Origin of the sequence: Xenorhabdus aichiensis (assembly GCF_028598775.1) — a bacterium.
GTDB lineage: Bacteria > Pseudomonadota > Gammaproteobacteria > Enterobacterales > Enterobacteriaceae > Xenorhabdus > Xenorhabdus bovienii.
The window spans coordinates 255,385-280,689 of record NZ_JAQRFO010000001.1 but is presented as its reverse complement, the minus strand read 5'-3'; the positions used below and the strand labels follow the sequence as shown (position 1 = coordinate 280,689).

At 43.8% G+C, this 25,305-nt stretch carries 26 protein-coding genes; 17 read left to right on the top strand and 9 right to left on the bottom strand.

Annotated features, from left to right (window positions below):
• Positions 1-15 precede the first annotated feature (15 nt).
• The 9 genes from PSI22_RS01300 to PSI22_RS01260 all read left to right on the top strand — a co-directional run bounded on the left by PSI22_RS01300 (position 16) and on the right by PSI22_RS01260 (position 8,831).
• The gene (locus tag PSI22_RS01300) at positions 16-369 is read left to right on the top strand and encodes a phage tail protein (protein WP_273577990.1); all 354 of its coding nucleotides are present in this window, start codon (positions 16-18) and stop codon (positions 367-369) included.
• An 8-nt stretch (positions 370-377) separates the two neighbouring features.
• Complete coding sequence (locus tag PSI22_RS01295) at positions 378-1,118, top strand: phage minor tail protein L (RefSeq protein ID WP_273577988.1); 741 nt, start codon at positions 378-380, stop codon at positions 1,116-1,118.
• Between the two features lie 111 nt (positions 1,119-1,229).
• Positions 1,230-1,913: a PDZ domain-containing protein gene (locus PSI22_RS01290; RefSeq protein ID WP_273577986.1), complete on the top strand. Its 684-nt coding sequence runs from the start codon at positions 1,230-1,232 to the stop codon at positions 1,911-1,913.
• Between the two features lie 71 nt (positions 1,914-1,984).
• Complete coding sequence (locus PSI22_RS01285) at positions 1,985-2,689, top strand: C40 family peptidase (RefSeq protein ID WP_273577984.1); 705 nt, start codon at positions 1,985-1,987, stop codon at positions 2,687-2,689.
• A 1-nt stretch (position 2,690) separates the two neighbouring features.
• Entirely contained in the window at positions 2,691-3,266 is a 576-nt protein-coding gene (locus tag PSI22_RS01280) for a tail assembly protein (RefSeq protein WP_273577982.1), read from the top strand.
• A 52-nt stretch (positions 3,267-3,318) separates the two neighbouring features.
• Positions 3,319-6,498, top strand: coding sequence for a TipJ family phage tail tip protein (locus tag PSI22_RS01275; protein ID WP_273577980.1), 3,180 nt, complete (start codon positions 3,319-3,321; stop codon positions 6,496-6,498).
• Entirely contained in the window at positions 6,498-6,815 is a 318-nt protein-coding gene (locus tag PSI22_RS01270) for a hypothetical protein (protein WP_273577978.1), read from the top strand. The genes PSI22_RS01275 and PSI22_RS01270 overlap by 1 nt, the downstream gene beginning before the upstream one ends.
• Positions 6,815-7,519, top strand: a complete 705-nt coding sequence (locus PSI22_RS01265; protein ID WP_273577976.1) for a hypothetical protein — start codon at positions 6,815-6,817, stop codon at positions 7,517-7,519. Before PSI22_RS01270 ends, PSI22_RS01265 begins: the two co-directional genes overlap by 1 nt.
• Before the next feature lie 31 nt (positions 7,520-7,550).
• The gene (locus PSI22_RS01260; RefSeq protein WP_273577974.1) at positions 7,551-8,831 is read left to right on the top strand and encodes a phage tail fiber protein; all 1,281 of its coding nucleotides are present in this window, start codon (positions 7,551-7,553) and stop codon (positions 8,829-8,831) included.
• A gap of 103 nt (positions 8,832-8,934) precedes the next feature.
• Here the strand turns inward: PSI22_RS01260 and PSI22_RS01255 are convergent, their stop codons facing one another.
• The 3 genes from PSI22_RS01255 to PSI22_RS01245 form a co-directional block, all read right to left on the bottom strand.
• Positions 8,935-9,753 (bottom strand): DUF3037 domain-containing protein, encoded by an 819-nt coding sequence (locus PSI22_RS01255; RefSeq protein WP_273577972.1) that lies wholly within the window; start codon positions 9,751-9,753, stop codon positions 8,935-8,937.
• Complete coding sequence (locus PSI22_RS01250; protein WP_273577970.1) at positions 9,750-10,493, bottom strand: HipA family kinase; 744 nt, start codon at positions 10,491-10,493, stop codon at positions 9,750-9,752. The genes PSI22_RS01255 and PSI22_RS01250 overlap by 4 nt, the downstream gene beginning before the upstream one ends.
• Positions 10,494-10,763: 270 nt before the next feature.
• Positions 10,764-11,138: a LecA/PA-IL family lectin gene (locus tag PSI22_RS01245; protein ID WP_273577969.1), complete on the bottom strand. Its 375-nt coding sequence runs from the start codon at positions 11,136-11,138 to the stop codon at positions 10,764-10,766.
• Positions 11,139-11,722: 584 nt separating this feature from the next.
• Between PSI22_RS01245 and PSI22_RS01240 the strand changes: the two genes are divergently transcribed.
• Both PSI22_RS01240 and PSI22_RS01235 read left to right on the top strand, forming a co-directional pair.
• Positions 11,723-11,986: a hypothetical protein gene (locus PSI22_RS01240; protein WP_273577967.1), complete on the top strand. Its 264-nt coding sequence runs from the start codon at positions 11,723-11,725 to the stop codon at positions 11,984-11,986.
• Positions 11,987-12,620: 634 nt separating this feature from the next.
• A complete protein-coding gene (locus PSI22_RS01235; protein WP_273577965.1) occupies positions 12,621-12,911 on the top strand; it encodes a putative hemolysin in 291 nt (96 codons plus the stop codon).
• Positions 12,912-13,127: 216 nt separating this feature from the next.
• Here the strand turns inward: PSI22_RS01235 and dsbB are convergent, their stop codons facing one another.
• Complete coding sequence (gene dsbB, locus PSI22_RS01230; protein ID WP_273577963.1) at positions 13,128-13,646, bottom strand: disulfide bond formation protein DsbB; 519 nt, start codon at positions 13,644-13,646, stop codon at positions 13,128-13,130.
• A gap of 176 nt (positions 13,647-13,822) precedes the next feature.
• Entirely contained in the window at positions 13,823-15,373 is a 1,551-nt protein-coding gene (gene nhaB / locus PSI22_RS01225; RefSeq protein ID WP_273577961.1) for a sodium/proton antiporter NhaB, read from the bottom strand.
• 236 nt (positions 15,374-15,609) lie between these two features.
• On the opposite strand from nhaB, the gene fadR reads away from it, so the two are divergent.
• The 4 genes from fadR (at position 15,610) to PSI22_RS01205 (ending at position 20,282) form a co-directional block, all read left to right on the top strand.
• Positions 15,610-16,332, top strand: a complete 723-nt coding sequence (gene fadR, locus PSI22_RS01220) for a fatty acid metabolism transcriptional regulator FadR (RefSeq protein WP_273577959.1) — start codon at positions 15,610-15,612, stop codon at positions 16,330-16,332.
• A 538-nt stretch (positions 16,333-16,870) separates the two neighbouring features.
• Positions 16,871-18,172 (top strand): D-amino acid dehydrogenase, encoded by a 1,302-nt coding sequence (locus tag PSI22_RS01215; RefSeq protein ID WP_273577956.1) that lies wholly within the window; start codon positions 16,871-16,873, stop codon positions 18,170-18,172.
• Between the two features lie 16 nt (positions 18,173-18,188).
• A complete protein-coding gene (gene dadX, locus PSI22_RS01210) occupies positions 18,189-19,256 on the top strand; it encodes a catabolic alanine racemase DadX (protein ID WP_273577954.1) in 1,068 nt (355 codons plus the stop codon).
• Between the two features lie 279 nt (positions 19,257-19,535).
• The gene (locus PSI22_RS01205) at positions 19,536-20,282 is read left to right on the top strand and encodes a MipA/OmpV family protein (protein WP_273577952.1); all 747 of its coding nucleotides are present in this window, start codon (positions 19,536-19,538) and stop codon (positions 20,280-20,282) included.
• Positions 20,283-20,379: 97 nt separating this feature from the next.
• Here the strand turns inward: PSI22_RS01205 and PSI22_RS01200 are convergent, their stop codons facing one another.
• Together PSI22_RS01200 and gapA are read right to left on the bottom strand one after the other, a co-directional pair.
• Positions 20,380-21,252, bottom strand: coding sequence for a D-hexose-6-phosphate mutarotase (locus PSI22_RS01200; protein WP_273577950.1), 873 nt, complete (start codon positions 21,250-21,252; stop codon positions 20,380-20,382).
• A gap of 139 nt (positions 21,253-21,391) precedes the next feature.
• Entirely contained in the window at positions 21,392-22,387 is a 996-nt protein-coding gene (gene gapA / locus PSI22_RS01195) for a glyceraldehyde-3-phosphate dehydrogenase (RefSeq protein WP_038192158.1), read from the bottom strand.
• Positions 22,388-22,728: 341 nt separating this feature from the next.
• Between gapA and msrB the strand changes: the two genes are divergently transcribed.
• Both msrB and PSI22_RS01185 read left to right on the top strand, forming a co-directional pair.
• The gene (gene msrB / locus PSI22_RS01190; protein ID WP_273577947.1) at positions 22,729-23,142 is read left to right on the top strand and encodes a peptide-methionine (R)-S-oxide reductase MsrB; all 414 of its coding nucleotides are present in this window, start codon (positions 22,729-22,731) and stop codon (positions 23,140-23,142) included.
• Positions 23,143-23,242: 100 nt separating this feature from the next.
• Positions 23,243-23,524, top strand: coding sequence for a YeaC family protein (locus PSI22_RS01185; RefSeq protein WP_038188948.1), 282 nt, complete (start codon positions 23,243-23,245; stop codon positions 23,522-23,524).
• A 78-nt stretch (positions 23,525-23,602) separates the two neighbouring features.
• On the opposite strand, the gene pncA is transcribed toward PSI22_RS01185, so the two are convergent.
• On the bottom strand, positions 23,603-24,238 hold the full coding sequence (gene pncA / locus PSI22_RS01180; RefSeq protein WP_273578012.1) for a bifunctional nicotinamidase/pyrazinamidase: 636 nt from the start codon (positions 24,236-24,238) through the stop codon (positions 23,603-23,605).
• A 22-nt stretch (positions 24,239-24,260) separates the two neighbouring features.
• Positions 24,261-25,280: an asparaginase gene (gene ansA, locus PSI22_RS01175; RefSeq protein ID WP_273577945.1), complete on the bottom strand. Its 1,020-nt coding sequence runs from the start codon at positions 25,278-25,280 to the stop codon at positions 24,261-24,263.
• Positions 25,281-25,305 lie beyond the last annotated feature (25 nt).

Genomic DNA, 25,305 nt, shown 5'->3' with positions numbered 1-25,305 from the left:
TAAAGGAGGACGATAATGAAATTAGAAGAGTTTACTTATGTTCCCCGTGTCAATCCGACGGGTGATATTACTCAGCGAGTGCGCACTGTTCAGTTTGGGGATGGATACAGTCAGCGGAGTGGTGACGGCATCAACAGTAATCATCAAAGCTGGCCGTTAACTTTCGTTGGCAACCAGCAATATATTGGCGAAATCCGCCAGTTCTTGCTTCGTCATCAGGGGTGGCGCTCCTTCAAGTGGTGTAATCCCTTATCTGAGTTAGGGTTATATGTCTGTCAGGGACACCGGGTAACAGCTTTGGGCATGAATGGCATGCATGAACAGATGTATCAACTCACCGCCACGTTTGAAACTACCTATCAACCCTAGGATATCTCATGACAATTAATGCCGATCTCCAGCGTCTTGCGCCGGGGGATAAGATTCTATTGTTTGTTGTTGATGGCTCGGCCTTTGGTGGGCCAGAACTGTATTTTCATAATCAGCCCATTCCGTATACAGAAAATGAACTGGAAAACACCGATCAGTTACCCATAAAATCTATCTGGTGGCAAGGGGTGGAGTATAAGCCGTGGCCTGTTAAAATTGAAGGGTTGGAGGTCAGCAGTGATGGCAGGGCGGCTTCACCGACACTCAGTGTAGCTAATCTAGACGGCACTATTAGTGCCATGTGTTTAGCTTATCAGAATATGGCTCAGGCGCGTGTCACTATTCGCATGACCTTTGCACATTATCTGGATGCCCGTAATTTCCCCGAAGGTAATCCAGAAGCTAACCCGACACAGGAGAAAATAGACGTCTACTATATTGACAGTAAGACGCATGAGGACAATACGGCCATCAAGTTTGCCTTGTCTTCTCCGGCTGACCTGCAAGGGATTCAAATTCCGACGCGGCAAATTCACAGCCTTTGTACATGGTGTATGCGCGGGTTATATCGAAAATCCCCCTGCAACTACACGGGTGATCGTTATTTTGACGAAGACGGCAACCCGACAGATGATCCATCAAAAGATGCCTGTTCTGGATTATTGTCAACAGGATGTGAGCTGCGCTTCGGGAAAGGAAATCAACTTCCCTTTGGTGGCTTCCCCGGTTCTGCGTTGTTAAGGCGGTAGTAACGTGATCGTTGTTTACTGAGATAGCAAAAAAAGATGCTCCGGCATTTATTTACAAATAAAATAAAGCAATAATGTTTATCTACTTCAGTTAAAGGACGTACAGGTAAAATGAATAAATTATTGCTACTTTTTATTATCTCAATAGCATCTATATCGGGCTGCGTTTCTCAGGGGGACAGAATAAAACAGCAAGATATAATGAATCAAACAATTCCGACTTGCGCTTCAGAGAAGCAGTGTAATGCAGGCTGGGCTGCCGCTAGGGAATGGGTCAATCAGAATTGCGGAATGAAAATTCAACATTACAGTGACTCTTATATGGAAACCTATAATACACTTGGCAATAGTACCAATACGGCATGCCAAGTTACTAAGTCACCTCTTCCTAATGGGTTTTCATTAATTAATATTAGAGTTTCGTGCTCTAATTTCATTCGTTGTGTTCCCGATCAGTATGAATCAGTAATTGCATTTAATAAATATGTCGGGAATTACATTAAGCAATTTTCCCCTAAAATGATTGGTGTTATGTGGGGTATGTCTGATAAAAGTGGCAATCTGGTACAGTCTTCATTTGAGTCAGTTGGGTTATATATAAATACTTTGACTCCACAAGGAATAGCAGAGAAAGGTGGGTTAAAAGAAAAAGATATTGTGATCGCTATTGATGGTAAAAAAATTACAATTGTTAGTGATTATATTTCCGCTATGGAATCCCATCATGCGGGTGATAAAGCAACTTTTACGGTTATTAGAAATAGTAAAGAAATGAATATTTCATTGGAAATATAATTTTTGCAAACAGAAAACCTGCATAAAAAAACCTCGTTTCGACGGGGTTTTTATTATCTGGAGAATTCGACATGTACCAGCGTATTGTTCAGACCGTCATGGATCACGCTAAAGCAGAATATCCCAATGAATGCTGTGGTCTGGTGATTCAAAATAGCCGCAAGCAGCAATATATCCGTTGCCGTAATACCGCACCGTCTCCTACAGAACAGTTCAGCATCCACCCAGAAGATTATGCAGAAGCCGAAGACGTAGGCACTATTATAGCTATTGTCCACAGTCACCCCGACGCCACCACACAACCCAGTCAGTTAGATATTGCACAATGTGACTTGTCACAAGTGCCGTGGATTATTGTCTCGTGGCCGGAGGGCGATATTCGTACCATTATGCCGACTGAGGGAATAAAGCCCTTGTTGGGTCGCCCGTTCGTACATGGTATTTGGGATTGTTACGCCATTGTCCGTGACTGGTATCGGCTGGAACGTGATATTGATATCCCCGATTTTGAGCGCTCAGATGGCTGGTGGGAGCGTGGCGAAAATCTGTATATGAAGAACTATGCGGATGCTGGGTTTACTGAATGCAGTAGTGAATTGCAGGTGGGTGATGTGATCATTATGCAGGTACAGGCCAATGAACCCAATCATGCGGGCGTGTATATCGGTGATGGGGTGATGATCCACCATATGTACGGACAACTCAGCAATCGAGTCCCATATAGTGGGTATTGGCAAGAAAGAACGGTGAAAACTGTCAGGTATAAGGAGCGATAGAATGAATACACTACGAACAATACGCTTATACGGGATATTGGGTGCCCAGTTCGGACGCGAGCACAGGCTGGCCGTCTCTTCGCCCAAGGAAGCCATTCACGCACTCTCTGTCCTTATCGACGGCTTTGAAAAGTTCCTGCTCACCGCTAAAGAGCGCGGGTTGACCTTTGCTGTGTTCAATGGGAAGCGCAATATCAGCCGTGACGAATTGGAATTGTCCGGTGATTCAGATATCCGTATTGCCCCGGTGATCATTGGCAGCAAAAAGGCGGGTATCTTCCAGACTATTCTCGGCGCAGTGATGGTGGTGGCCGGGGCGTTTATGTGGGCGACTCCGTGGGGTGTTCCGCTCGTGATGTCCGGTGTCTCTATGATGCTGGGGGGCGTAGTGCAGATGCTGTCACCGATGCCGGGTGGACTGGCACGACGGGAAGATCCCGATAATAAACCCAGTTACGCGTTTGGTGGGCCAGTCAACTCCATCGCGCAGGGGAATCCGGTTCCGATTGGATATGGTAAGCGTCGTATCGGGGGTGCCATTATCTCGGCGGGTATCTATGCAGAAGATCAGCAATAAGTCTTCATGTTTTTAACTCGGTCGCTACGGCGGCTTTTTTTATGGGTGAAATATGGCTAATCAGTTTATTCGGGGCAGTAAAGGCGGCGGTGAAAGTCCGCGTACTCCGGTTGAATCGCCGGATTCCCTGCAATCGACCTCTTACGCCAAAATCTTATTGGCCTTGGGCGAAGGAGAGTTTGCGGGCGGTCTGGACGGCACCAATATCTTTTTGGATAACACGCCGATTATTGGCCCTGATGGTCAGGCAAATTTTCAGGGGGTGAAGTGGGAATTTCGCCCCGGCACACCCCATCAGGATTATATCCCCGGTATGCCTGCGGTAGAAAATGATATTACAGTTGGCACGGAGCTAACGGAGTCATGGGTACGCTCGGTCACTAATACCCAATTGTCGGCGGTACGTCTTAGGTTATCTTGTCCACAGTTGCAGGAACAGAAGGATGACGGCGATACGGTCGGCTATGTTATTGACTATGCGATAGATGTTGCCACCGATGGCGGGGCTTATCAGGAAGTTTTGAAGACAGCCGCCGATGGCAAAACAACCACCAAATATGAGCGCTCACACCGTATTGATCTGCCCAAGGCACATTCAGGCTGGCAGGTTCGTGTACGCCGTCTGACCCCAAAACAGACCACTAACCGGATTGCGGATGCGATGGTGGTAGAAGCGATCACTGAGGTCATTGATGCCAAGCTGAGTTACCCCGAAACCGCACTACTCTTTGTTCAGTTTGACGCCAAGCAGTTCCGCAATATCCCCCAGGTATCGTGTGAGCCGAAGATGCGTATCATCCGCGTTCCGGCCAATTATGACCCTGAAAGCCGCCATTATTCCGGTGTCTGGGACGGGTCGTTTAAATGGGCATGGACAGATAATCCGGCGTGGGTACTGTATGACCTGATGATTAATGACCGGTTCAGCATCGGTACACGGGTGAAGGCTGAGAACCTTGCCCTGGCAAAATGGGATTTGTACCGTATTGCGCAGTATTGTGATCAGCTTGTGCCTGATGGTAAGGGCGGGCAGGAGCCGAGATTTACCTGTAATGTGTATATCCAGTCACAAGAGGATGCCTGGACAGTCCTGAAAGACATTGCCGGTATCTTTCGGGGTATGACGTTCTGGGCGAACAACAATATGAATGCGCTGGCCGATATGCCGCGGGATATGGATTACATCTACACCCGCGCCAATGTTCGGGACGGTAAGTTTACTTATGCCAGTGCCAGCGAGAAGACCCATTACAGTACCGCGATGGTGAGCTGGTCAGATCCGCAGAATGGTTATCAGGATGCGGTAGAACCCGTCTTCGAAAATCGCCTGATACGCCGATTTGGGGTTAAACAGGCCGATATTACCGCGATTGGTTGCACCCGCCAGAGTGAGGCTATCCGGCGCGGAAAATGGGTGCTGCATACTAATGAATATGACCGCATGGTGTCGTTTACAGTGGGATTGGATGGGAAGATCCCCTTACCCGGTTACATTATCGGTGTGGCGGATGAAATGTTTTCCGGTCGCGTGCTGGGTGGACGTATCAGTGTGGTGGATGGGCGTAATATCACTCTCGACAGGGTATCGTCTGCGAAAGTGGGTGAGCGGTTAATTCTGAACCTGCCTTCTGGTAAAGCGGAAGGGCGAACTATCCAGGCCGTCAATGAGCATGTTATCACGGTCACCACGGAATACTCAGAAACTCCCGCCACTGAAAATGTCTGGGCCATTGATGCGACGGATTTGGTTATCCAGCAATTCAGGGTGACCGGCATTAAAGAAGGTGAGGACGGGGTGTCATTCGATATCACCGCCGTTGAGCATAATCCCGATAAATATGACCATATCGACACCGGCACCCGAATAGACGAGCGTCCGATTTCCGTTATTCCGCCCGGTGTTCAGCCGCCGCCGAAAAATGTCGGTATCAGCAGTTATTCTGTGGTCAATCAGGGGATTGCCGTCACGACATTGAGAGTGACTTGGGATGCCGCCGAAAGTGCGATTGCGTATGAAGCTGAATGGCGACGGGATAATGGCAACTGGATATCTGCGCCCCGAACCTCTACACAGGGCTTTGAAATTCCCAATATTTATGCCGGACGTTATCAGGCGCGGGTGAGGGCGATCAATGCCGCTGAGATATCCAGCCTCTGGGCAAACGCCCCCGAAACTCATCTGAAGGGGAAAGAGGGTAACCCTCCGGCTCCGCTGGCATTCAGGACTATTCCGATCATCTTCGGTATCCAGCTAGATTGGGGCTTTGCTCCCCAGACGGACGACACGTTAAAAACCGAAATCCAGTACAGCAAGACGAATGACGGTGAGGGTTTAATGTTGCTGGCCGATATTCCTTATCCCCAGCGAACGCATACGATGCAGGGACTGGCGGCCGGCGTTGCTTTCTATTTCCGTGCGCGGCTGGTGGACAAGTCCGGTAATCAATCCCCGTGGACGGCGTTCATTCGTGGGGAGTCTTCTTCGGATACGAACTGGATCATCGATGCAGCAGGTAAGGAATTTCTTTCCAACAAAGCCGGGCAGCGTTTGCAGTCTCAAATGGACTTTAACTCCGAAGCCATCATGGAGAACGCCGCCCTTACTGGTGCTGTTGTTCAGCGACAGTTTAAAGTGAATGGTGATCTTAAGGCCGAGATATTGCACGTTCAGACCACGCAGGTTAGCGACCGGGAAGCCTTTGCTGAGGACATGAAGAAAGTGCAGGCCGAAGTGGGAGAGAATGCAGCGGCGGTGCAGACGAAGGCGACGGCGGTCTTTGATATCGACGGGAATGGTTATGCCATTAACTATGTCGGAGCAGGAGTGAAGTACAACAACCAGTTCTATAAAGCCGGGATGGTGATTGGTGCTGAGGTGAAAAATGGACAGGTGACAACTTCCATCGGCTTTAATGCCGAGAACTTCGGCTGGTTTAATCCGGCCAGTGGCAAGATGGAGCCGTTCATGATGGTGAAGAATGGACAGTTGTTTGTGAGGGAGGCGTTTTTTGATAAAACCACCATCCAAAAACTGTTAATTGGTGCCGAAATCAAATCAGTTAATTATATCCCGGGTAAATCGGGCTTTTATTGGAATATGCAAACGGGACAGATGGAAAATATCGGCTCAGACAGTCAGGGAAAAATGAAGCAGACCAATACGACGATTAGTATTGCAGACGAGAAAGGAAGGCTGAGAGGGCAATTCGGAAAAATTACGGGGGTATTTTAATGTGGGGATTTCAGACATGGGATGAGAAGGGGCGGCCTAATAACTCGGGGGTTATTCCATTTTTAATGGCCGGTATTATTGACATGCCAGCCAACACCTTGTCATTCAGCCGGACTTATGTTCTGCCTGATGGGTATGAACTTGATTACACCATACTCAGTACAGTGATGAGTGTGACAGGTTGGATAAATGCGCCCAGTTACATTCTATCGATAAACCAGGGGACAATAACAGCATCGCCATCCCAGTCCAATTTTGCGATCTCGGCGGATACGCCCAGAACAATATTGGTTTTCTACAAGAAAAAGGGGGCCTGATGTTTGGTGCATTATTAACAGCCCCTGACGGTACGCCGTGGATTATGCCAAATAGCACCCCCCTCTGTTTGCGGGAGACACGGGTTATTACGGTCAGTGGCACACTCCCCAGAACGGATATTGATTTGGGGATACCGACGTCAACCCGTTGTTTGGTTTTTACCCGTTGGGTAGAGAAAACGCGGTATGGTTTGCCTGATGTTTTTCAGGGCAGCGGGAACGGTAAGTGGAGTTTGGTCATTGACGGTTCACCTCATGGCGAAAAGCTAAAAATCTATGTTTTCACCGATGAAGAACAACGCCCGCCAATAGGGGAATGGGGGGTGTGCGTATGGGGAGAAAATGGCAAATGCATCCTGCATCACCTCAGTAAGGCACTGGCAATCAAAGGTGTGATGAAGGAATTCCCCTCAACCACTCCGCCTCATACCTATTTTAATTACGCTGAAACGATACGGGGAGATGTTGCTGTGATGGCGACCATAGCGGGATATGGAGAGTATATAATAAACGTGGGTGGCCCACACGGGGGACAGACATTAACTATTTATTCTACATGGTCACCACAGGCTGTAAAAAACGGGGATCACACAATCATTCGTTATTACGCCAAAGAATATGCTTTTTATGGGGGCAATTCGCCGGGGTGGTTCAGTGGTGTTATGGGTAAAAACGTTTATATAGACACATCGCTCTACGATTAAACTTCAATTTCTAACCTCTCAGGATAACAACATGATCTACTCAGATGGCACAACTAATATCGTGTCCGGCTCTGCTATGGTTCGCGGAACGGGCACCCAATGGAAATCCAATATTAACGGCATTGCAGCCGGCCAGATTATCTCTATTCAATCCGGTAATACGGTGATTCAGAATGTCATCCAGTCGGTGAATTCAGACACGGAACTGGTGCTGGCCTTTGCGCCCTCAGTCAGTCTTAACAATGCGAAATATGTCATCTCAACCACTGTCCCCGATACCGTTTCCGATGGTGTCCGGCATATGGTGGCCATTAACGCCTATATCATCCTGTTCCTGCAAAACATGGACCGGTGGATGAATGAAAATGGCAAGGTTGAAGTGGAGATGCCGAACGGCCAGAAAGTCACACTGGACTCCATCCGGGCATTGCAGGCGGCTATGGATGGGAAGCTGGTTAAGAGCCAGAACGGGGCAGACATTCCTAATAAACTGGAGTTTGTGAAAAACCTTGGTTTAGGGGAAGTAGTGAAAATTAGGGACTATGGGCTGGGTAGTGACGGTATGTATTGGCAGTCACATATAGATAACATGGAGAATTTAGGGTATAAGACGGGTTTTTATTCGTACACGCATGCTACATCCAATCAAATCGGCGATGTAGAGTGGGGATCTGTTATTAAAACCTGCTATGACAATGCATACAACCAGCAACTAATTGTACTCCCTAATTATGGTAGGAATGTCATGTGTGTCAAAAGGGTGGCGGGTAGTGTATGGGAGAATTTCACCGTCATGACCTCCAATATGTGGACTGTGGATGGCAGCGGATATTATAAAAAATCCTCCCCCATCATCCAAATCTACCCCGATGGCACCTTCACTACCAACGACGAATCCGAAGGTGCGACAGTCACCAAACTCGGCCTTGGCCACTACAAACTATCCGGTATCCTTGGCTATAACGCTGATGGGGCATGGGGAGTTCATGGCGGTATCAGTGTTCCCCGTGACGTCAATGGCAATGAGTTAGTGTATGTCGATGATAAGGTGCTGTCGGATGGGGCTATTGAAATCAGGGTCACTCACCGACAGAACGCCCATATGCCTGCCCGATTGCAGAACAGGCGCATGAAGTCACAGGATGAGCAGACGCACTACACGGATGATGAACCCTGTGATTTACCCGCAGGAACCCGATTAGACGTCCGTGTCCAGATGCCGGAGGATTCTATCTGGAATCAGAAACAGGTATTGGTGTCCGATCCTCAGCAGGAGCATAGCCCCTATCTTCATTCAATAAATAGCCAATAGGGAAGATTAGCGGGTAGTTGGGTGAATTGGGGAAAATGTGGGCGGTGTGGGGTGTGAAGTAGGCGCAAAAAAGCCCTCAAAGGAGGGCTGGAAAGAATAAAATCTATATCGAGCTTTTTGCAAACTGCACGATTGAACTGTCATCGTTATATTTAAAGTGGGGTATTTTATTGCTGTCTAAAGTTTTTCGTATTTCGTCAATTGCTTTTTGTTCCGCAATTGATGGTTTTTTATGAGAATCAATAGTAAATAGTACGGATTCCAAGTTAAAGATGTCTTCACTAATGGCTCGTTTGACCCTAGACACCCACGTATCGCAATGTTCCAACATTTTACTTGGCTCATCTTGAGTAAATGCTAATGGTTTGATTGCGCACAGTACATGTTCATCATTTCTTGCAACTAAAGGCATTGAAAATCGAGTAAGTTCTCCGCCAATTACTTCTTTTCTGAATAAATTTTTAAGATCTTGATATGATTGAAATCTCTCTTTTAATTCCCTAGCTAGAATTTCTTCTCTTCTTTCCTTCGTGTGCTCGGTGTGCTTTATAAATTTTCTATAAAGTCTCATTAACTCAGTATCATAGTTACTTGTTAATAAAATTCGCGGGGTACTATAGTAGAAAATAGACTCTCTCGGCGATGTTAATGTATTGAAGAAATCAGCTATTTTATGAGGATTATTTATCCGAGATACTAAATTACATGCGGTTTGCAACTCTTTTTCTATACTGGGCTTAACTACATGAAAAATGGTATCATCTTTAAAGAAACTTTTTACACGAGTGTCATTGCTCTTGGTTAATTTGAAAGACATTTTACCAAGTTTTGGAGCGCACACAATTACACCAATATTGGCAAACTCTTCAGTTTCCGCATAGGGTGCATATCTTATTATACTGTAAAGACATGGGGTGCTCATACAATCGTACTCCGAAACTCTTGGTTAAAACCTCTATCAATTAATGATGTAATGTTATTTAATGCAGCGTCCTTATCTGGTAGCTCGTTAGCCCAGTCACTTGGTAGTGATGATATGGATTCCGTAAGTTTCTTTTTTAGTGTTGAAACTATATCTACTACATTTTCACAATCCAGCATATCGAAAACCCAATCCCTGTGACGAGGTGAGAAAACATGGTATTCGAATTGTGACAAAGTACATTCTGAGTCAAATGCTAGATTGTGGTCGATCAGATAATATCTCTGTTTCTTATAGTTATAAATGATATTTACATTTCCGCCCTGTTTTGACAGGTTTCTATCGGAGTTATTTACTAACCTATCAAAAAGGTAAATTAGTTTTTGCTTTTGTATATCAATGGCTTCATGAGCTAATCCAAAATTTATAGTTGCTGAATCCTCAATAAATTTTGATGCATATGCATAGCCTGAACTTATCCCGCCTTTGTACAGAGTGGGAAGATACTCAACGAAGTCATCAGAGACATATACAATCTTGAAGTCAGGTATTGGTAGATCGATGCTCTGAGCCAATATTGAAGCCGTAATTTCATGAATGAGTTCAATTCGTGGCATTGATGCCGTGCTTTTAACTACATACAACTGATCATCATTGCATCGACACAAGAATGGTTGAGTTGAACCCTCATCCATTTTTCTTACTAATTCAATAACATGTAATTCATCATCAGCGCTCATAATCCCACATTTCAAGATAAGTTTTAATATGTCATTACCCAGCAGGAATAACAGTTTAATGTTTATGTATGACCCTTCATACTAAATCACTCCCGCTAATATGTTGATCAGAAATTGCTTAATTTGTGAGATTATGGACGTAATTAATTCGCATAGATATCAACTAAAAATGATTATTTAAATTTGAAACAGTATCGTTGGTTATATTATCAATGGGTGATTTTCATGATTGATATGAACCCGCAGAAAGTTGCGGGTTGAGTAATTTTGCTATCTACTTATTTCTTCGAGAGGAGAATAGCGTGACTCTATTTTTACATTAACAAGGAATTCACGAGAATTATCACCGTAATCACCTGGGGAGTCAAAGAACACAAATATTAACTCCCCATCCTCAGGAACCGTTTTATGAAGCACGCCGTTTCCTATTCCATAGGTTTTATTACCGATTTTAGCAATGAGTGTGTCGTGTAGCGTTGGTTTTTTAGGTAGAGTACCCTGGGGTGCTGCCCAGTAGTTATCTGGATGGCCATACTTCACCCATCCCTTAGCAACAATAGATATAACATCTCCCTTTTTGAGAATAAGTCCTGTAGGTTGACCTTGTTCAAGTTTAGCAGGAACAGCTCCAGACCAATCGTACATAGTATTACCTCCAATCATTATGCTTTGAAAGCGACTTTATCAGTCTATGAAGGCGGGCTACTTCTCCGCCTGTGAACATCAATAAAAAGGTTCATCAATACTGGAGAGAACGTCTGATTAGGATGGCACGGAATGGCTGTTTGGAAATTAATAAAATCCATATCCCACTGATAAAACTATGAGTTTAAAGGGGACAATTCTCCCCTTTAACTTAACTCTTTGATTTCATTAATCTCTGTCCCTGTGACAGAATTACGTAAAATCAATCACTTAGATAAATGGGAGAATTACACCATTTTAACTGATTGATTTAATTGAATTCCGTCTCTGTGCAGGAAATAAGTAAAATCAACAAGTTAGCTAAAAGCGGGATTTCCCGTCTTTAACCTCTGCATGGTGCCGGCATCCTTCCGTTTGAAACGGAGGCAGTAAAAACTAACTGTAGGGATTCCTTTAGTTTAAGGAGCCTCCAATTTGAGAGGCTACCATCTTTAAGAGGGTAGGTTAAAAACAGCTCTGTATATTTAACGTACCAACCTGTAGTCGAGGTCCTCACTTTGGCTCAGTTCCAATCGGACAAATTTTTGGCTGATCGCGCCAATTGGGATTTGAAAGCCCATTTTAGTGAGAATGCCCATTTTAGTGATAACTCATTGATATTTAATCAGACGCCAGATTTGGCTTCTGCTTATAATTTGAGCGCCGATAATATCGGTATGCAAAATCCAATATCCGATAATCGGACTTTCGGCGTAACTGATAGTTACTTGCAAACTTTGCGCGGCAGTAATACTGACTCACAAAATTTGCACAACTCAATAAGAGGTGCGCACAAAAGAGTGAGCTAGAAACAAAGGGTTAATGCGTTTTGCCCAGCCCCTTGCGCACAAGTAATACGTTGAAACACAATGAATTTATTCCTTTTGTCCAGCACATAAAGTAACCATTGGGATTTCCCCAACAGTTGGAATAAAGGCGAATTTACGGAAGAGATGTCGGGGAGGTCAAAGTGAGGACCTCGGAAAAATCAATGAGTTAATCAACTAGGGTGGAAATTACTACGGTTGCCGCAAGGTGTGATATCCCATCTTAAGGGCAAGTTTCTGCCCTATAGTGACAATAGCTTGCTTTCCCACCTCTCCACAATCTCCGATTTCTCTTTCAGGTAGTTGTAGCGGTCGTAGTGTTTAATGTGAATTTTTCAAAGTTGTGGCAAGCGTAAAATATGTCTAATACTATAGAGTCCTAGGATGCTTTGAGTGCTTTTTTGTTTGTACATATGTGTGTACATTTATTACCTGATGGATTATGAAGTATTTAATAACTACTTGTATAATAACCAGATATTAATCAAAAACCAAATTTTGGTAAAAACCTGTTTTCCAAAAGCACTGGACATTGATTTATTGCTTAGTTTGCGAGCGTTATTATGAACTAAGAGACAGAAATATCTAATGTATCGGTAATGCAGTGGGAGAAAAAATGTTTTTGCAACGTAGGCCCGTTTTGGGCAGCTTTTTTCTGATGGGATGGGTATTAGCGGGTTGCAGTGGGCAACAAACTGATCATTCATTTAAACGCCACAAAAATTATCAATATTCTGATCTGGGGATCAACCTGAGTGAAAATGCCAGTACGACCTGCTTTGATGCAGGGGGAATTCTAGCGCTGGCAGTACAGCTTAATGGAAATCAAACGCCGGTTTGCCAATTAGCAAATGGGCGGCGCTGTGATGAACGAGCCCTGTTGGATGGTGGCTGCACGTCTATTTGAGTTTTCTTGTTGTCAAAAATAACCCATAATTATTGTAAACACACCGACGACGATGTTGGGTAGTGTGTTTGCTATTTTGTTAGCTTATACGATATCTTTTCTTAAGGAACAGCCCTTACGGGCTGTCTCTTATTATTGTGGTGCAATGATTCCTGATATCTCGGAAGCTTGTTAAGCTGATAATAGTAAATAACTTTTTGCAACTAAGTTATGTTTTCAGTCTTTACCCCGAACAGTAAAAAACTGACTGATCAGAACCAAAACACCCACTACCAAATAAGCAGCAAAAATACCAATTAACCATTGCGGCATATCCAGCGTCAGAAATGACCACTGTTTCATCGAACAGTCACCAGTGGCTTGAAATACAGAAGGCAGCCATTCATTCAAGGGTAGCCATGACGGGAATCTAACAAAAAATTCGCAGGTATTAAAAGGGGAGGGGTGGAGCTGCATCATGGTATGATCCCACGCCAGTTGTAATCCCTGCCATCCACTATACAGCCACAGCAGGATTGCCAGCCAACGTAGTGGTGTTTTTGGTGCAATGGCACCGAGCAGAGCAGCTCCCAAAATGCCAAATAGCGCAATTCGCTCATAAATACACATCACACAGGGCTGTAACTTCATCACATGTTGAAAATAAAGTGCTGTCAATTCTAATATAAGAGCTGTTAACGCCATCAGTAACCATGCGCTTTGCCCTTGGGAACTCTGTTTTAAAAATCGAAACATTTTTTCTGTTTTCCCCATCGTTTAAATTTAACTATAAATGATGGCTTATTTTGCCGTTTTAAAAACCATAAAAAAATAAAATTAATCGCATTATCTTTTTAAAAAAGGGAGCAATAAAAAACCGGACAGTGCACATTTTCACTATCCGGTTTAGTTTGAGGTAAATTGCGGAGCAATTAAAGTGGAGTGATCAGACCGAGTTTTATCAGATACTCAGTCGCTGGAACAAGCCAGAATTCCACACTCAACAAACCGACCAATGTCATCACAATGGTATAAGGCAGCGCCATCACCACCATGCGGCCATAAGACAGACGAATCAATGGAGACAGGGTAGATGTTAGCAAGAACAGAAATGCTGCTTGTCCATTTGGTGTTGCCACTGATGGTAAGTTGGTGCCTGTATTGATAGCGACTGCCAGAAATTCATATTGTTGCTGTGAAATTAAACCATTCTTCAAGGCAACTAGCGCTTCATTAATGTAAACCGTACCTACGAATACGTTGTCAGAAACGGCAGAAAGCAATCCATTGAATAGATAGAATAATGACAATTGTGAGGCTGGCGAAGATTGCAGCACATATTGAATGAATGGCGTAAACAATTGCTGATCAATAATCACGGCAACGACAGAGAAAAAAACGGTTAACAGTGCAGTAAACGGAAGAGCTTCTTCGAACGCTTTACCTAAAGCATGCTCTTCGGTGATACCGCAGAATGCCGTAGCCAGAATGATTACCGACAGACCAATCAGCCCGACCTCTGCTAAATGGAAAGCCAATGCAAAAATCAGCCAGATACCAATTAATGCCTGAACGGCAAGTTGAGTTTTTTCCTGCCGAGTACGTTTTTCACTGGTTTTTTTATCGTAATCTTCTAAAACCGAACGAACGTGATCGGGTAATTCAGCACCGTAACCAAACAATTTAAAATGCTCGACCAGCAAGCAGACCAGCAGACCGCAGATAAATACCGGTATGGTGACAGGAGACATACGAACAAAAAACGTCACGAAATCCCAGCCAACGTGTTTAGCAATAATCAGGTTTTGTGGCTCGCCCACCATGGTCATTACACCACCCAAAGCTGTGCCGATACCTGCATGCATCATCAGGCTGCGCAGAAATGCCCGGAACTGTTCCAGAGTCTGCTTTTTATCTTCGCTGTCAATAAACTGATCATCGTTCAGGTCAGAATTGTCATTTTGGCTGGAGGAAAGGAAGTGGTGATAAATGGAGTAAAACCCTACCGAGACACTGATAACGACGGCAATAACGGTCAAGGCATCGAGGAACGCAGACAGAAAGGCACTCGCCAGGCAAAATGCGAGTGCCAGCATTTTTTTGGAGCGAATAGTTAACAGCAGCTTCGTGAAAACAAACAGTAGCAGTTGCTTCATGAAATAGATGCCGGCAACCATGAAAATCAACAGCAAAATAACTTCGAGATTGTTGGAGATTTCATGACTTATTTGTTTTGGCGAAGTCATCCCGATGATGACCGCTTCAATAGCGAGTAATCCTCCGGGTTGTAAAGGGTAACATTTTAACGCCATTGCCAACGTGAAAATAAACTCGACAACGAGCATCCACCCTGCAACGAAGGGATTGACAAAGAAAAAAACCAGTGGATTGATAATAAGAAAAACAATGATAGCCAATTTGTACCAATCCGGCGAGTTGCCGAGAAAGTTTTTCACCACTGCATGTCGAATACTGATTTCCATTATTATTAATATTCCTCTTTGTGGATACATGGGACAAATCTAAAGAGTCATAGTACGCGCTAAACGATAGCAATTTAAGGGTATCAGGACATAATTAATCAGCGAATAATTCCGTTTTTTATGATTCCTTTCACTCTTTCGCTGTTTATTTACTATGTAACTATGTCGATCAGACGCATTCTGGTATGATCGATGATTATTATTAGCTAAGAAAATTGCTTTGGAATAGTTAAAATATGGTAATTAAGGCTCAAAGCCCTGCGGGTTTCGCGGAAGAGTATATCATTGAAAGCATTTGGAATAATCGCTTTCCACCAGGTTCCATGCTGCCAGCAGAGCGTGAATTATCTGAGTTGATCGGTGTCACCCGTACTACTTTACGTGAAGTGTTGCAGCGCCTTGCCCGTGATGGCTGGTTGACTATTCAGCATGGAAAGCCAACAAAGGTCAATAACTTCTGGGAAACATCCGGTCTTAATATTCTGGAAACGCTGGCACGGCTTGATCATGATCGCGTTCCCCAGTTAATTGATAATCTACTGGCGGTTCGTACCAATATCGCTGCTATTTTTATTCGTACTGCATTTAGACATAATCCTGAAAAATCATTGGAAGTACTGGCAGAAAAAGAGAATGTGGAAGATACCGCCGAATCTTTCAGTGCTGTGGATTATGATATTTTTCGTGGGCTGGCTTTTGCGTCAGGAAACCCAATTTACGGTTTGATTATCAATGGATTAAGAGGGCTTTATACTCGCGTTGGCCGCTATTATTTCTCAAACCCTGATGCCCGTATGCTGGCACTGAATTTCTATCAGCAATTGAGTACGATGTGTCGGGAACAATCCTATGAAAAAATCATGGATTGTGTGCGTAGTTATGGTAAAGAAAGCGGAATCATTTGGCATGGCATGCAGAGTGTTATGTTGAATGATTTAACAGAAGCACGTCACAGCTGATCAAATTGCATTTCTAATTTCTGTTTTTTATCTGTCATCATATTTTAAAAGCGCACTAGTTTAGTTAGTGCGCTTTTTTACATTTGGTTGTTTTTCCATCTTATTCACGCTCCAATATTTTTATTTTTCAATTGATGTTGAAAATTTACGCAAACTGTAAAATTCAATTTTTTAAATTATTATTCTGCCCAATTGTTCTTGCCGAGAGATTTAATTCTGATTATTTTAGTTTGTCAGTAGTTTAATGTAATTTTGAATTGTAAATTTTATGTTTCTTTTTTCCCGCAAAAATCACTTTAACAGGTAGTGAAATAAGGTGATTGTCAGCATTAAATCCTTATTTAATTTATTGAATTAATTTAATTTTTATTGATTTTTGATCAAATTTAGAATGACGATGTTATCAATGTTTTGTAATGAAAATGTGATTCAAATCCTAAAATTAAATTAATAATGTTGCAGTCTATTATTCTATATTGGCTTTTTATATTCAGCATATTATGCTTGCACATATTACTCATATCCAATAGGGGGCAGAATGAAAGTCCTTATTTTAGGCGGTGGCGTTATTGGCGTCACCAGTGCGTGGTATTTGGCACAGGAAGGTCATGAAGTGACTGTGGTTGATCGCCAGAATAGTGCCGCTGAAGAAACGAGTGCAGGTAACGCCGGTCAGATCTCACCGGGATATGCAACGCCATGGGGAGCACCGGGGATACCACTGAAAGCAGTAAAATGGATGTTTCAACGCCATGCACCACTGGCTATTCGCCCTGATGGTTCACTGTTTCAGCTACGCTGGATGTGGCAAATGCTGCGCAACTGTGATGCAGACCATTACGCCATGAATAAAAGCAGGATGGTGCGATTGGCAGAATATAGCCGTGATTGCATTAAACGGTTAAGGGCAGATACTGGCATTCAATATGAAGGGCGTCAGGGGGGAACTCTGCAATTATTTAGAACCGCCAAACAGTTTGATAATGCCGCCAATGATATCGCAGTATTGGAACAAGAAGGTGTTCCTTACCAATTATTGACCGCAGAACAACTGGTATCAGTGGAGCCTGCACTTGCCCATGTTTCCCATAAATTGGCGGGTGGGTTACAACTGCCGAATGATGAAACGGGTGATTGTCAGATATTTACCAAGGCACTGGCAAAAATGGCAGAAGAGGCGGGAGTCAAGTTTGTGTTTAGCAATCAGGTTAAACAGATTCTGGTGGATGGAAACAAAATCACGGGTGTCCAGTGTGATGATGGCATCATGACAGCGGATAACTACGTGGTGGCGATGGGGTCTTATTCTACCGACATGCTGAAAGAACTCGTTAAAATCCCTGTTTATCCGCTGAAAGGCTATTCTTTGACGATGCCGATTATGGATGAAGCAAGAGCGCCGACCTCAACTGTGCTGGATGAAACTTACAAGATAGCTATTACTCGTTTTGATAACCGTATTCGCGTTGGTGGCATGGCAGAAATGGTCGGTTTCAATATGAATGTGCCGAATAATCGCTGTGAAACGTTAAAAATGGTTGTGCAGGATCTCTACCACAGCGGTGGCAATATTGCTGAAGCTACATTCTGGACGGGGCTACGCCCAATGACGCCAGATGGTACTCCTATCGTCGGCCCAACCAAATATAGTAATCTCTATTTAAACACAGGGCATGGAACGCTAGGCTGGACGATGGCCTGTGGTTCAGGGAAGTTATTGTCTGATTTAATTTCTGGCAAGACGCCGGAAATCGTGGCAGATGATCTCTCGGTATTTAGATATATCAATGGATTCAATACAAAAGTGCTTCGAGTGAAGCATCGTTTACATACGGCATAAATTATAAGGGGTCGTCATGCCACGTCCTATTTTGGCGACGATCCATCTCGATGCATTCCGCCATAACTTGGCGGTTATCCGCCAGAAAGTCGGTGACAGCAAAATCTGGTCAGTAGTGAAAGCTAATGCATATGGGCATGGATTGGACAGAATATGGCAGTCACTCATGCAAACGGATGGATTTGCACTGCTTGATATGAATGAAGCTATTTATTTAAGGGAACACGGGTGGCAAGGGCCAATCCTGCTATTGGAAGGTTTTTTCAAACTTTCGGATTTGCAGCTCATTGATCAATATGGCCTGACAACTACAGTGCATAGTTACTGGCAACTCAAAGCAATAGAAGAGGCCAGACTGAATAACCCCATTGATATCTATTTGAAACTCAATAGCGGAATGAATCGGCTGGGTTTTACCCGCGAAGAATATTCACAGGTGGTCTCAATGGCGAATCGCATAAAAAATATCAATTCAGTCACGTTGATGACTCATTTTGCTAATTCAGATAATGAGATTGGTATTGATGGGCAATTTGCGGTTGTTGAATGTCTGCAAATGGGCTCACTTCCTCGCTGTCTAGCCAATTCTGGTGCAATTTTGTGGCATCCGAAGACACATGGTGACTGGGTTAGGCCGGGTATTATTCTGTATGGTGCATCCCCGAGTGGAAAGTGGCGTGATATTGCTGATGTGGGTTTGAAATCAGCGATGAGTTTGCACAGTGAAATCATTGCGGTTCATGACCTACCCATAGGGGCAAAAATTGGCTATGGCAGCCGTTATACAACCCAGTATCCTACCCGTGTAGGTACGGTGGCATGTGGTTATGCTGATGGTTATCCAAGGCACGCCCCAACGGGTACCCCCATCCTTGTTGATGGCGTCCGTACACAGTTACTGGGTGCCATATCGATGGATATGATGACGGTTGATTTGACGCCGTGTCCACAAACAGAAATAGGTAGCACCGTGGAGTTGTGGGGGGAAAACTTGCCAGTGGATGAAGTGGCGGAATCCGCAGGAACCATTGGTTATGAACTGCTCTGTGCTTTAGCTATACGTGTTCCGGTAGTTGTTAACTGATCTTATCTCTTTCAGGCATTTTTCCGTACCGAAATTTGGAATAAATGCCTGCATTTTTCTTTATCGCATCAGAAAAATTAATATTCAGATAATATCTAAGTGTGACGTTGTAACTTGATGACTTTTAACCAATGGTAACATCAAGCTGCCAGTTCCGGATTTTATGCATATAGTGCGATTAAATCAAAAATCATTATCAATTGCTTGGCAATAAATCACCGGATACATACACTTTATGCCTGATTTCACAACAATTTGTCTGACAGGAAATAACTTATAATGACTAATAAGGTGTTTATTGCAGTAGTGGGGCTTTGCCTGTCTTCTTCTGTGGCATATGCTGGCGAATGGTCTATTGGGTTGTCGGCATTGTATGAAGCTAAACCTTACAAGGGATTGAAAACAAAAGATAAAATACTACCGGTTCCCATGGTATCTTATGAGAGTGAAAACTTTTATTTTCAGACTTTGGCGGCAGGTTATTACCTCTGGAACCAGCCAAAGGATAAACTTTCTGTAGATCTGTTCTATTCTCCACAAGCTTTCCATCCCAAGGATAGTACAGATGAGCAGATGAAAAAACTGGATCGTCGTCGTGACACGGTTATGGGTGGTTTCACTTATAAACATCATGAAGATTGGGGGGTGCTGCGTGCCTCATTAGCTGCCGATATACTGGGCGAAAGTAACGGTATCAGTGCTGATTTCGCCTATTTATATAGTTTCCAGCAGAGCGGCTGGTTATTGGAACCAGGGATAGGCGTTGTCTGGGATAGCAAAAAACAGAACCGTTATAGTTATGGCATCAAAAAGAGCGAATCTGTGCGTAGCGGTCTGGCTGAATATACACCGGGCGATAGCTGGAGCCCTTATCTTGAATTATCTGGTTATTATACCTTCGATAAGAATTGGACTGCTTTCATGATGGGGCGTGTAGAACATTTACCAAGCGAAGTTAAAAACAGCCCAATGACCAATCGCTCATACTCCGGTACTATCTGGTCGGGTATTACTTATACTTTCTGACAGATATTGTTCATGTCAAGAAAGGTGTAAAGCTGAACTCTTCAAGATAGCTGTAGCAAAATAGTCATGATAGAGTTCAGCTTATCGTTTATTTCCATCAAGGATTCTTGCGGCAACGGATAACCACAGAAAGTCTGGCAGGGTTGTTATTTCTGGATAGCTGTGGGGAATTGATACGTGCAGTTTCGATGCAAACCATATTCTTATAACCTTCTTTACTCATATCTTTCATACTACTGGAAAGTTCGGCACCGGGATTCCAGCAAACTACATCACTATGGTGATAATGGTGAATTTCAATAGTTCGTTTCCACGGTGTATCACTGAGTAGGCTGAAATCTTCTGGTTCAGTATAAATACGGTCAATTCGTCCTTTAAAAATCAGATCTTCGTGAACATACTGTTTTTTATCGGCAACGGTATCGATAAAATGAGCACCAAGCCCGCTGACACGAATTTGATTGACATCACTGATATTGAAGTAAGAGTGGAGAGCACATGTTGCTTGATATTCTCCGTGAGACTCCAGCTCTATTTCGCAGGTTTCCCCTAACTTAAAACGGGCAATGAGTGTGAACTCGTGTGGCCATAACTTATGTGTATCGGCGTTATCTTGTAGCGTAAATGTTAAGATCACGCCGTTTTCATTTTCATGGTGTGCCCTGAATTCCCAAGGCAAGATCCGTGCAAAACCGTGACTGGGAGCGCTTGTCGAACCAAACCAAGGCCAGCAGATGGGAATGCCACCACGAATGGCTGTACCTGTATTAAATTCAGTGTTATCGCTTAACCATAATACAGGTTTTTCGCCACTGGGCTGCCATGTAATAAGATGTGCGCCCTGAATACTGATTGCGCCGCGCACTTTAGGGTGTGAAACAACAATCAGCGGAAATCCTTCAATATTTCGCTGACTGATATAAGGAGATATTTGTTCTACAACCGGTAATGAGAAAATTTTATCAAGCATCTGTCATGACCTTATGTAAACCTGAATTGGCGGTTGGCTAGGAGCAAGAATAGCTCAATGTTTTTAAGAGATAAATCGGAATAGATAAAAATAAAGCCACCTGTTTAAGGTGGCCTTTATGAACGCGGATGCTATTCAATTACTTAGAGATATGAGCAACCAGATCCAGAACTTTGTTAGAGTAACCCGTTTCGTTATCATACCAAGAAACTAGTTTTACAAAGTTATCGTTCAGTGCAATACCTGCTTTTGCATCAAATACAGAAGTCAGTTTTTCGCCGTTGAAATCAGTGGAAACAACATCATCTTCGGTGTAACCCAGAATGCCTTTCAGTTCGCCTTCTGAAGCTTCTTTAATTGCATCACAGATTTCTTTGTAAGTTGCTGGCTTAGCCAAACGAGCAGTCAGGTCAACAACAGAAACGTTAGGAGTAGGAACACGGAAAGACATACCCGTCAGTTTGCCGTTCAGTTCTGGGATAACTTTACCTACAGCTTTCGCGGCACCAGTAGAAGATGGGATGATGTTCTGTGCTGCACCACGGCCACCACGCCAGTCTTTTGCTGATGGGCCATCAACAGTTTTCTGAGTTGCAGTTGTTGCGTGAACAGTGGTCATCAGACCTTCAACGATACCGAATTTGTCATTGATAACTTTAGCCAGTGGAGCAAGGCAGTTGGTTGTGCAAGATGCGTTGGAAACGATCTCTTGACCTGCATAGGCATTGTGGTTGACACCCATAACGAACATTGGCGTGTCGTCTTTGGATGGGCCAGTCAGAACAACTTTTTTCGCGCCGGCAGCGATGTGCTTACGTGCAGTTTCGTCGGTCAGGAAAATACCGGTTGCTTCCGCAACAACATCAACACCCACTTCGTTCCATTTCAGGTTAGCTGGGTCTCTTTCAGATGTAACGCGGATGGTTTTGCCGTTAACAACCAGCTGACCATCTTTAACTTCAACAGTACCGTTGAAACGGCCATGGGTTGAATCGTATTTCAGCATGTAAGCCATGTACTCTGCATCCAGCAGATCATTGATAGCAACGATTTCGATATCTGAACGCTCTTGTGCGGCACGGAAAACAATACGGCCGATACGACCAAAACCGTTAATACCTACTTTGATAGTCATAGTATTCCACCAGCTATTTTTTAGTGAATTAAAAGTTGTTTCTAAAGTTACCAAAATCTTGTCAGCCGTCAAGCGGAATCGTGTCAACAATTGAAAAAGATCAATTTAGAAATCACTATCTGAACGCTTGTTAGACAGCCAAGACAACTCTACGCCTTCCATTATCGGGGCATAAGTAGATATTTAAAGTTACCATCGGTTAGATATGTGAGACTTATCACAATTAGTAGAGCAAATTGCGATGTTGAATGGGTTAGAATGCTTCTCAACATTTTGATGTTGATTTTTTGTTGTTTTCGATGCTTTTTTATTGAAAATATTGGCCTTAAAAGGTGGTCGCTATGGCTAAAACTAAAAATATTTCCCTTTCTATAGAACAGTTTAGTGAAATTCAGCTCTATGTTACGCAAAAAGCAGGAACCGAACCGCCATTTTCAGGAAAACTGCTGCATAACAAAAAAAGTGGCATTTACCACTGCCTGTGCTGCCGTCAGCCATTATTTGTTTCTGACACTAAATTTGATTCTGGCTGTGGGTGGCCAAGCTTTTACCAGCCGTTCAATGATAAATCTATCAATTGTCTTGATGATTATTCTCACAACATGCATCGAATAGAAGTGCGTTGCAGTCACTGCCAGGCACACTTAGGGCATGTTTTTCCCGATGGCCCCAAACCTACAGGAGAGCGCTTTTGCATCAATTCTGCGGCACTGCGCTTCATTGACGAGGAAACTGGGGATGAAACAGAAGGTTAGTGTCGTTACTGGGCCTGTTTTTTTGACAAAACAGCAACGTAAATCAGTAATTAAAGAAGAAACGATTCAGCATAATGTACGTAGCCGTAAGGAAATATCGATGAAGTTGGATGATTTACTCTCCGCCATGACACCTGAAATTTATCAGAGATTGGTTCAGGCTGTTGAATTAGGCAAGTGGCAGGATGGTGTACCGCTAACGCCGGAACAGAAAGAGCACAGTTTACAGATGGTGATGCTTTGGCAAGCCAAGCATAATCACGATCCTGAACACATGACGATTGGTACGGATGGCCAAATTACCATAAAAAGCAAACAAGAGTTGAAGGCCATGTTCCAGTCAGAAATGGTCGTGAAACTAAAACCACAGCCAGAAGAATGAGGAAATAACCTCGTCTTGTGCAGTGATTCGACGAGGTTATGTTCTGGAATATTATGTCCAGAAGTATTGGTTGCCGGTTTAAAAAAGTGTTGTTATTTCATGCAGTGGGATTAGTTTAGCGCCTTTAGCAGCCATTTCCTTAAATGCCTTTAAGCTGTCATCATCCTGAAGATTGACCCCACGACAACCATCAGTAATCACGTAGGTTTCATAGCCTTGTTCCAGTGCATCTAGTACTGTAAATTTTACGCAGTAATCCGTAGCAATACCCAACACAATCAGTCGTTGAATATTTTGATCCGCCAGCCATCCATGCAGCCGGGTTGCGCTCTTATGATCATTATCAAAGAAGGCACTGTAGCTGTCTATCTGCGGATTCTCACCCTTACGGAAAATTTCTTGGATAGCGGATTGATTCAACGCAGGATGAAAATCTGCGCCGAATTGCCCTTGTACACAATGAACGGGCCACCATATTTGAGGAATGCCATTGAGCAGCCCAGATTCTCCAACAGGCTGGCTGGCATTAACTGCAAAACTCATATGCTTGGCGGGATGCCAGTCCTGACTTGCGATAACAGTGATATTGTTTTTCTGACAAAGGCTAATAACCTTATTCGCTATTACGATGACCTCTTCACTCCCTTTGACTGCCAGTGCTCCTCCCGAACAGAAATCATTTTGCAGGTCGATAAGTAATAATGCTGTTTTTATCATATTTCCGATTTCTTTTTTATTATTCATCTGAATAGCTCAATTCGCCACGTAGATTCTGTTGCATAAGTCGGCGGATCTCTTCGGATTCATAGGGTTGGCTCAATAAATAGTGCAATTTGGTCAGGGTGGCTTCAAAAGTCATGTCATAGCCACTGATTACACCTGATGTAGCCAGAGCGTGGCCAGTTGCATAACCTTCCATGTTGACTCGTCCAGAAATGCATTGTGTTAAATTGACCACGATAATACCCCGTTCAGTCGCTTCCCTTAAGATCTTCAATAAATCAGCGTGCTGTGGGGCATTACCAACACCATAGGAGCGCAATATCAGTGCCTTGACGGGTTGCATCAGGATATTTTCAACAACTTGGCTGGATAATCCCGGATAGATAGTCACAACACCAATAGGCTGTGATGTGATCTGGTGTACGGTAAACTCATCATGACTGGCGGGTATCGGGCTTGTATTGAACGTACGGATGTTGATCCCTGCTTCGATCAGTGGCCGACAGTTGGGGGATGTGAAGGCCTCAAAGCCATCGGCATGGGCTTTAATTGTTCGATTCCCGCGAAACAATTTATTGCTGAAAAATAAACCGACCTCGTTGATGGGATAGTTAGCAGCTAGATATAGCGCATTAAGCAAGTTTGTCTGGCCATCAGAACGCAGAGCCTCCAGTGGAATTTGTGACCCTGTCACGATCACAGGCTTTTTAAGATTTTCAAACATGAAAGAGAGTGCTGAGGCGGTAAAAGCCATGGTGTCAGTACCATGTAGGATCACAAAGCCATCGTAATCGTGGTAATTCTGGTAGATATCGTTGGCGATAATTCCCCAGTCGCTTGGACTCATATCAGAAGAATCAATCAGAGGCTGGTGTTCACGGATGGTAAAGGTTGGCATTTCTGGACGGTGAAACTCCGGCATCTGCGTGAGTTGTCGTTGTAAATGACCAGAAACAGGGATGTAGCCATTAGGGGAACGCTGCATCCCAATTGTGCCGCCAGTGTAAACCACGTAAATAGATTTCTTCTGCATGTTAACGCCTCAATAAAAATACTCA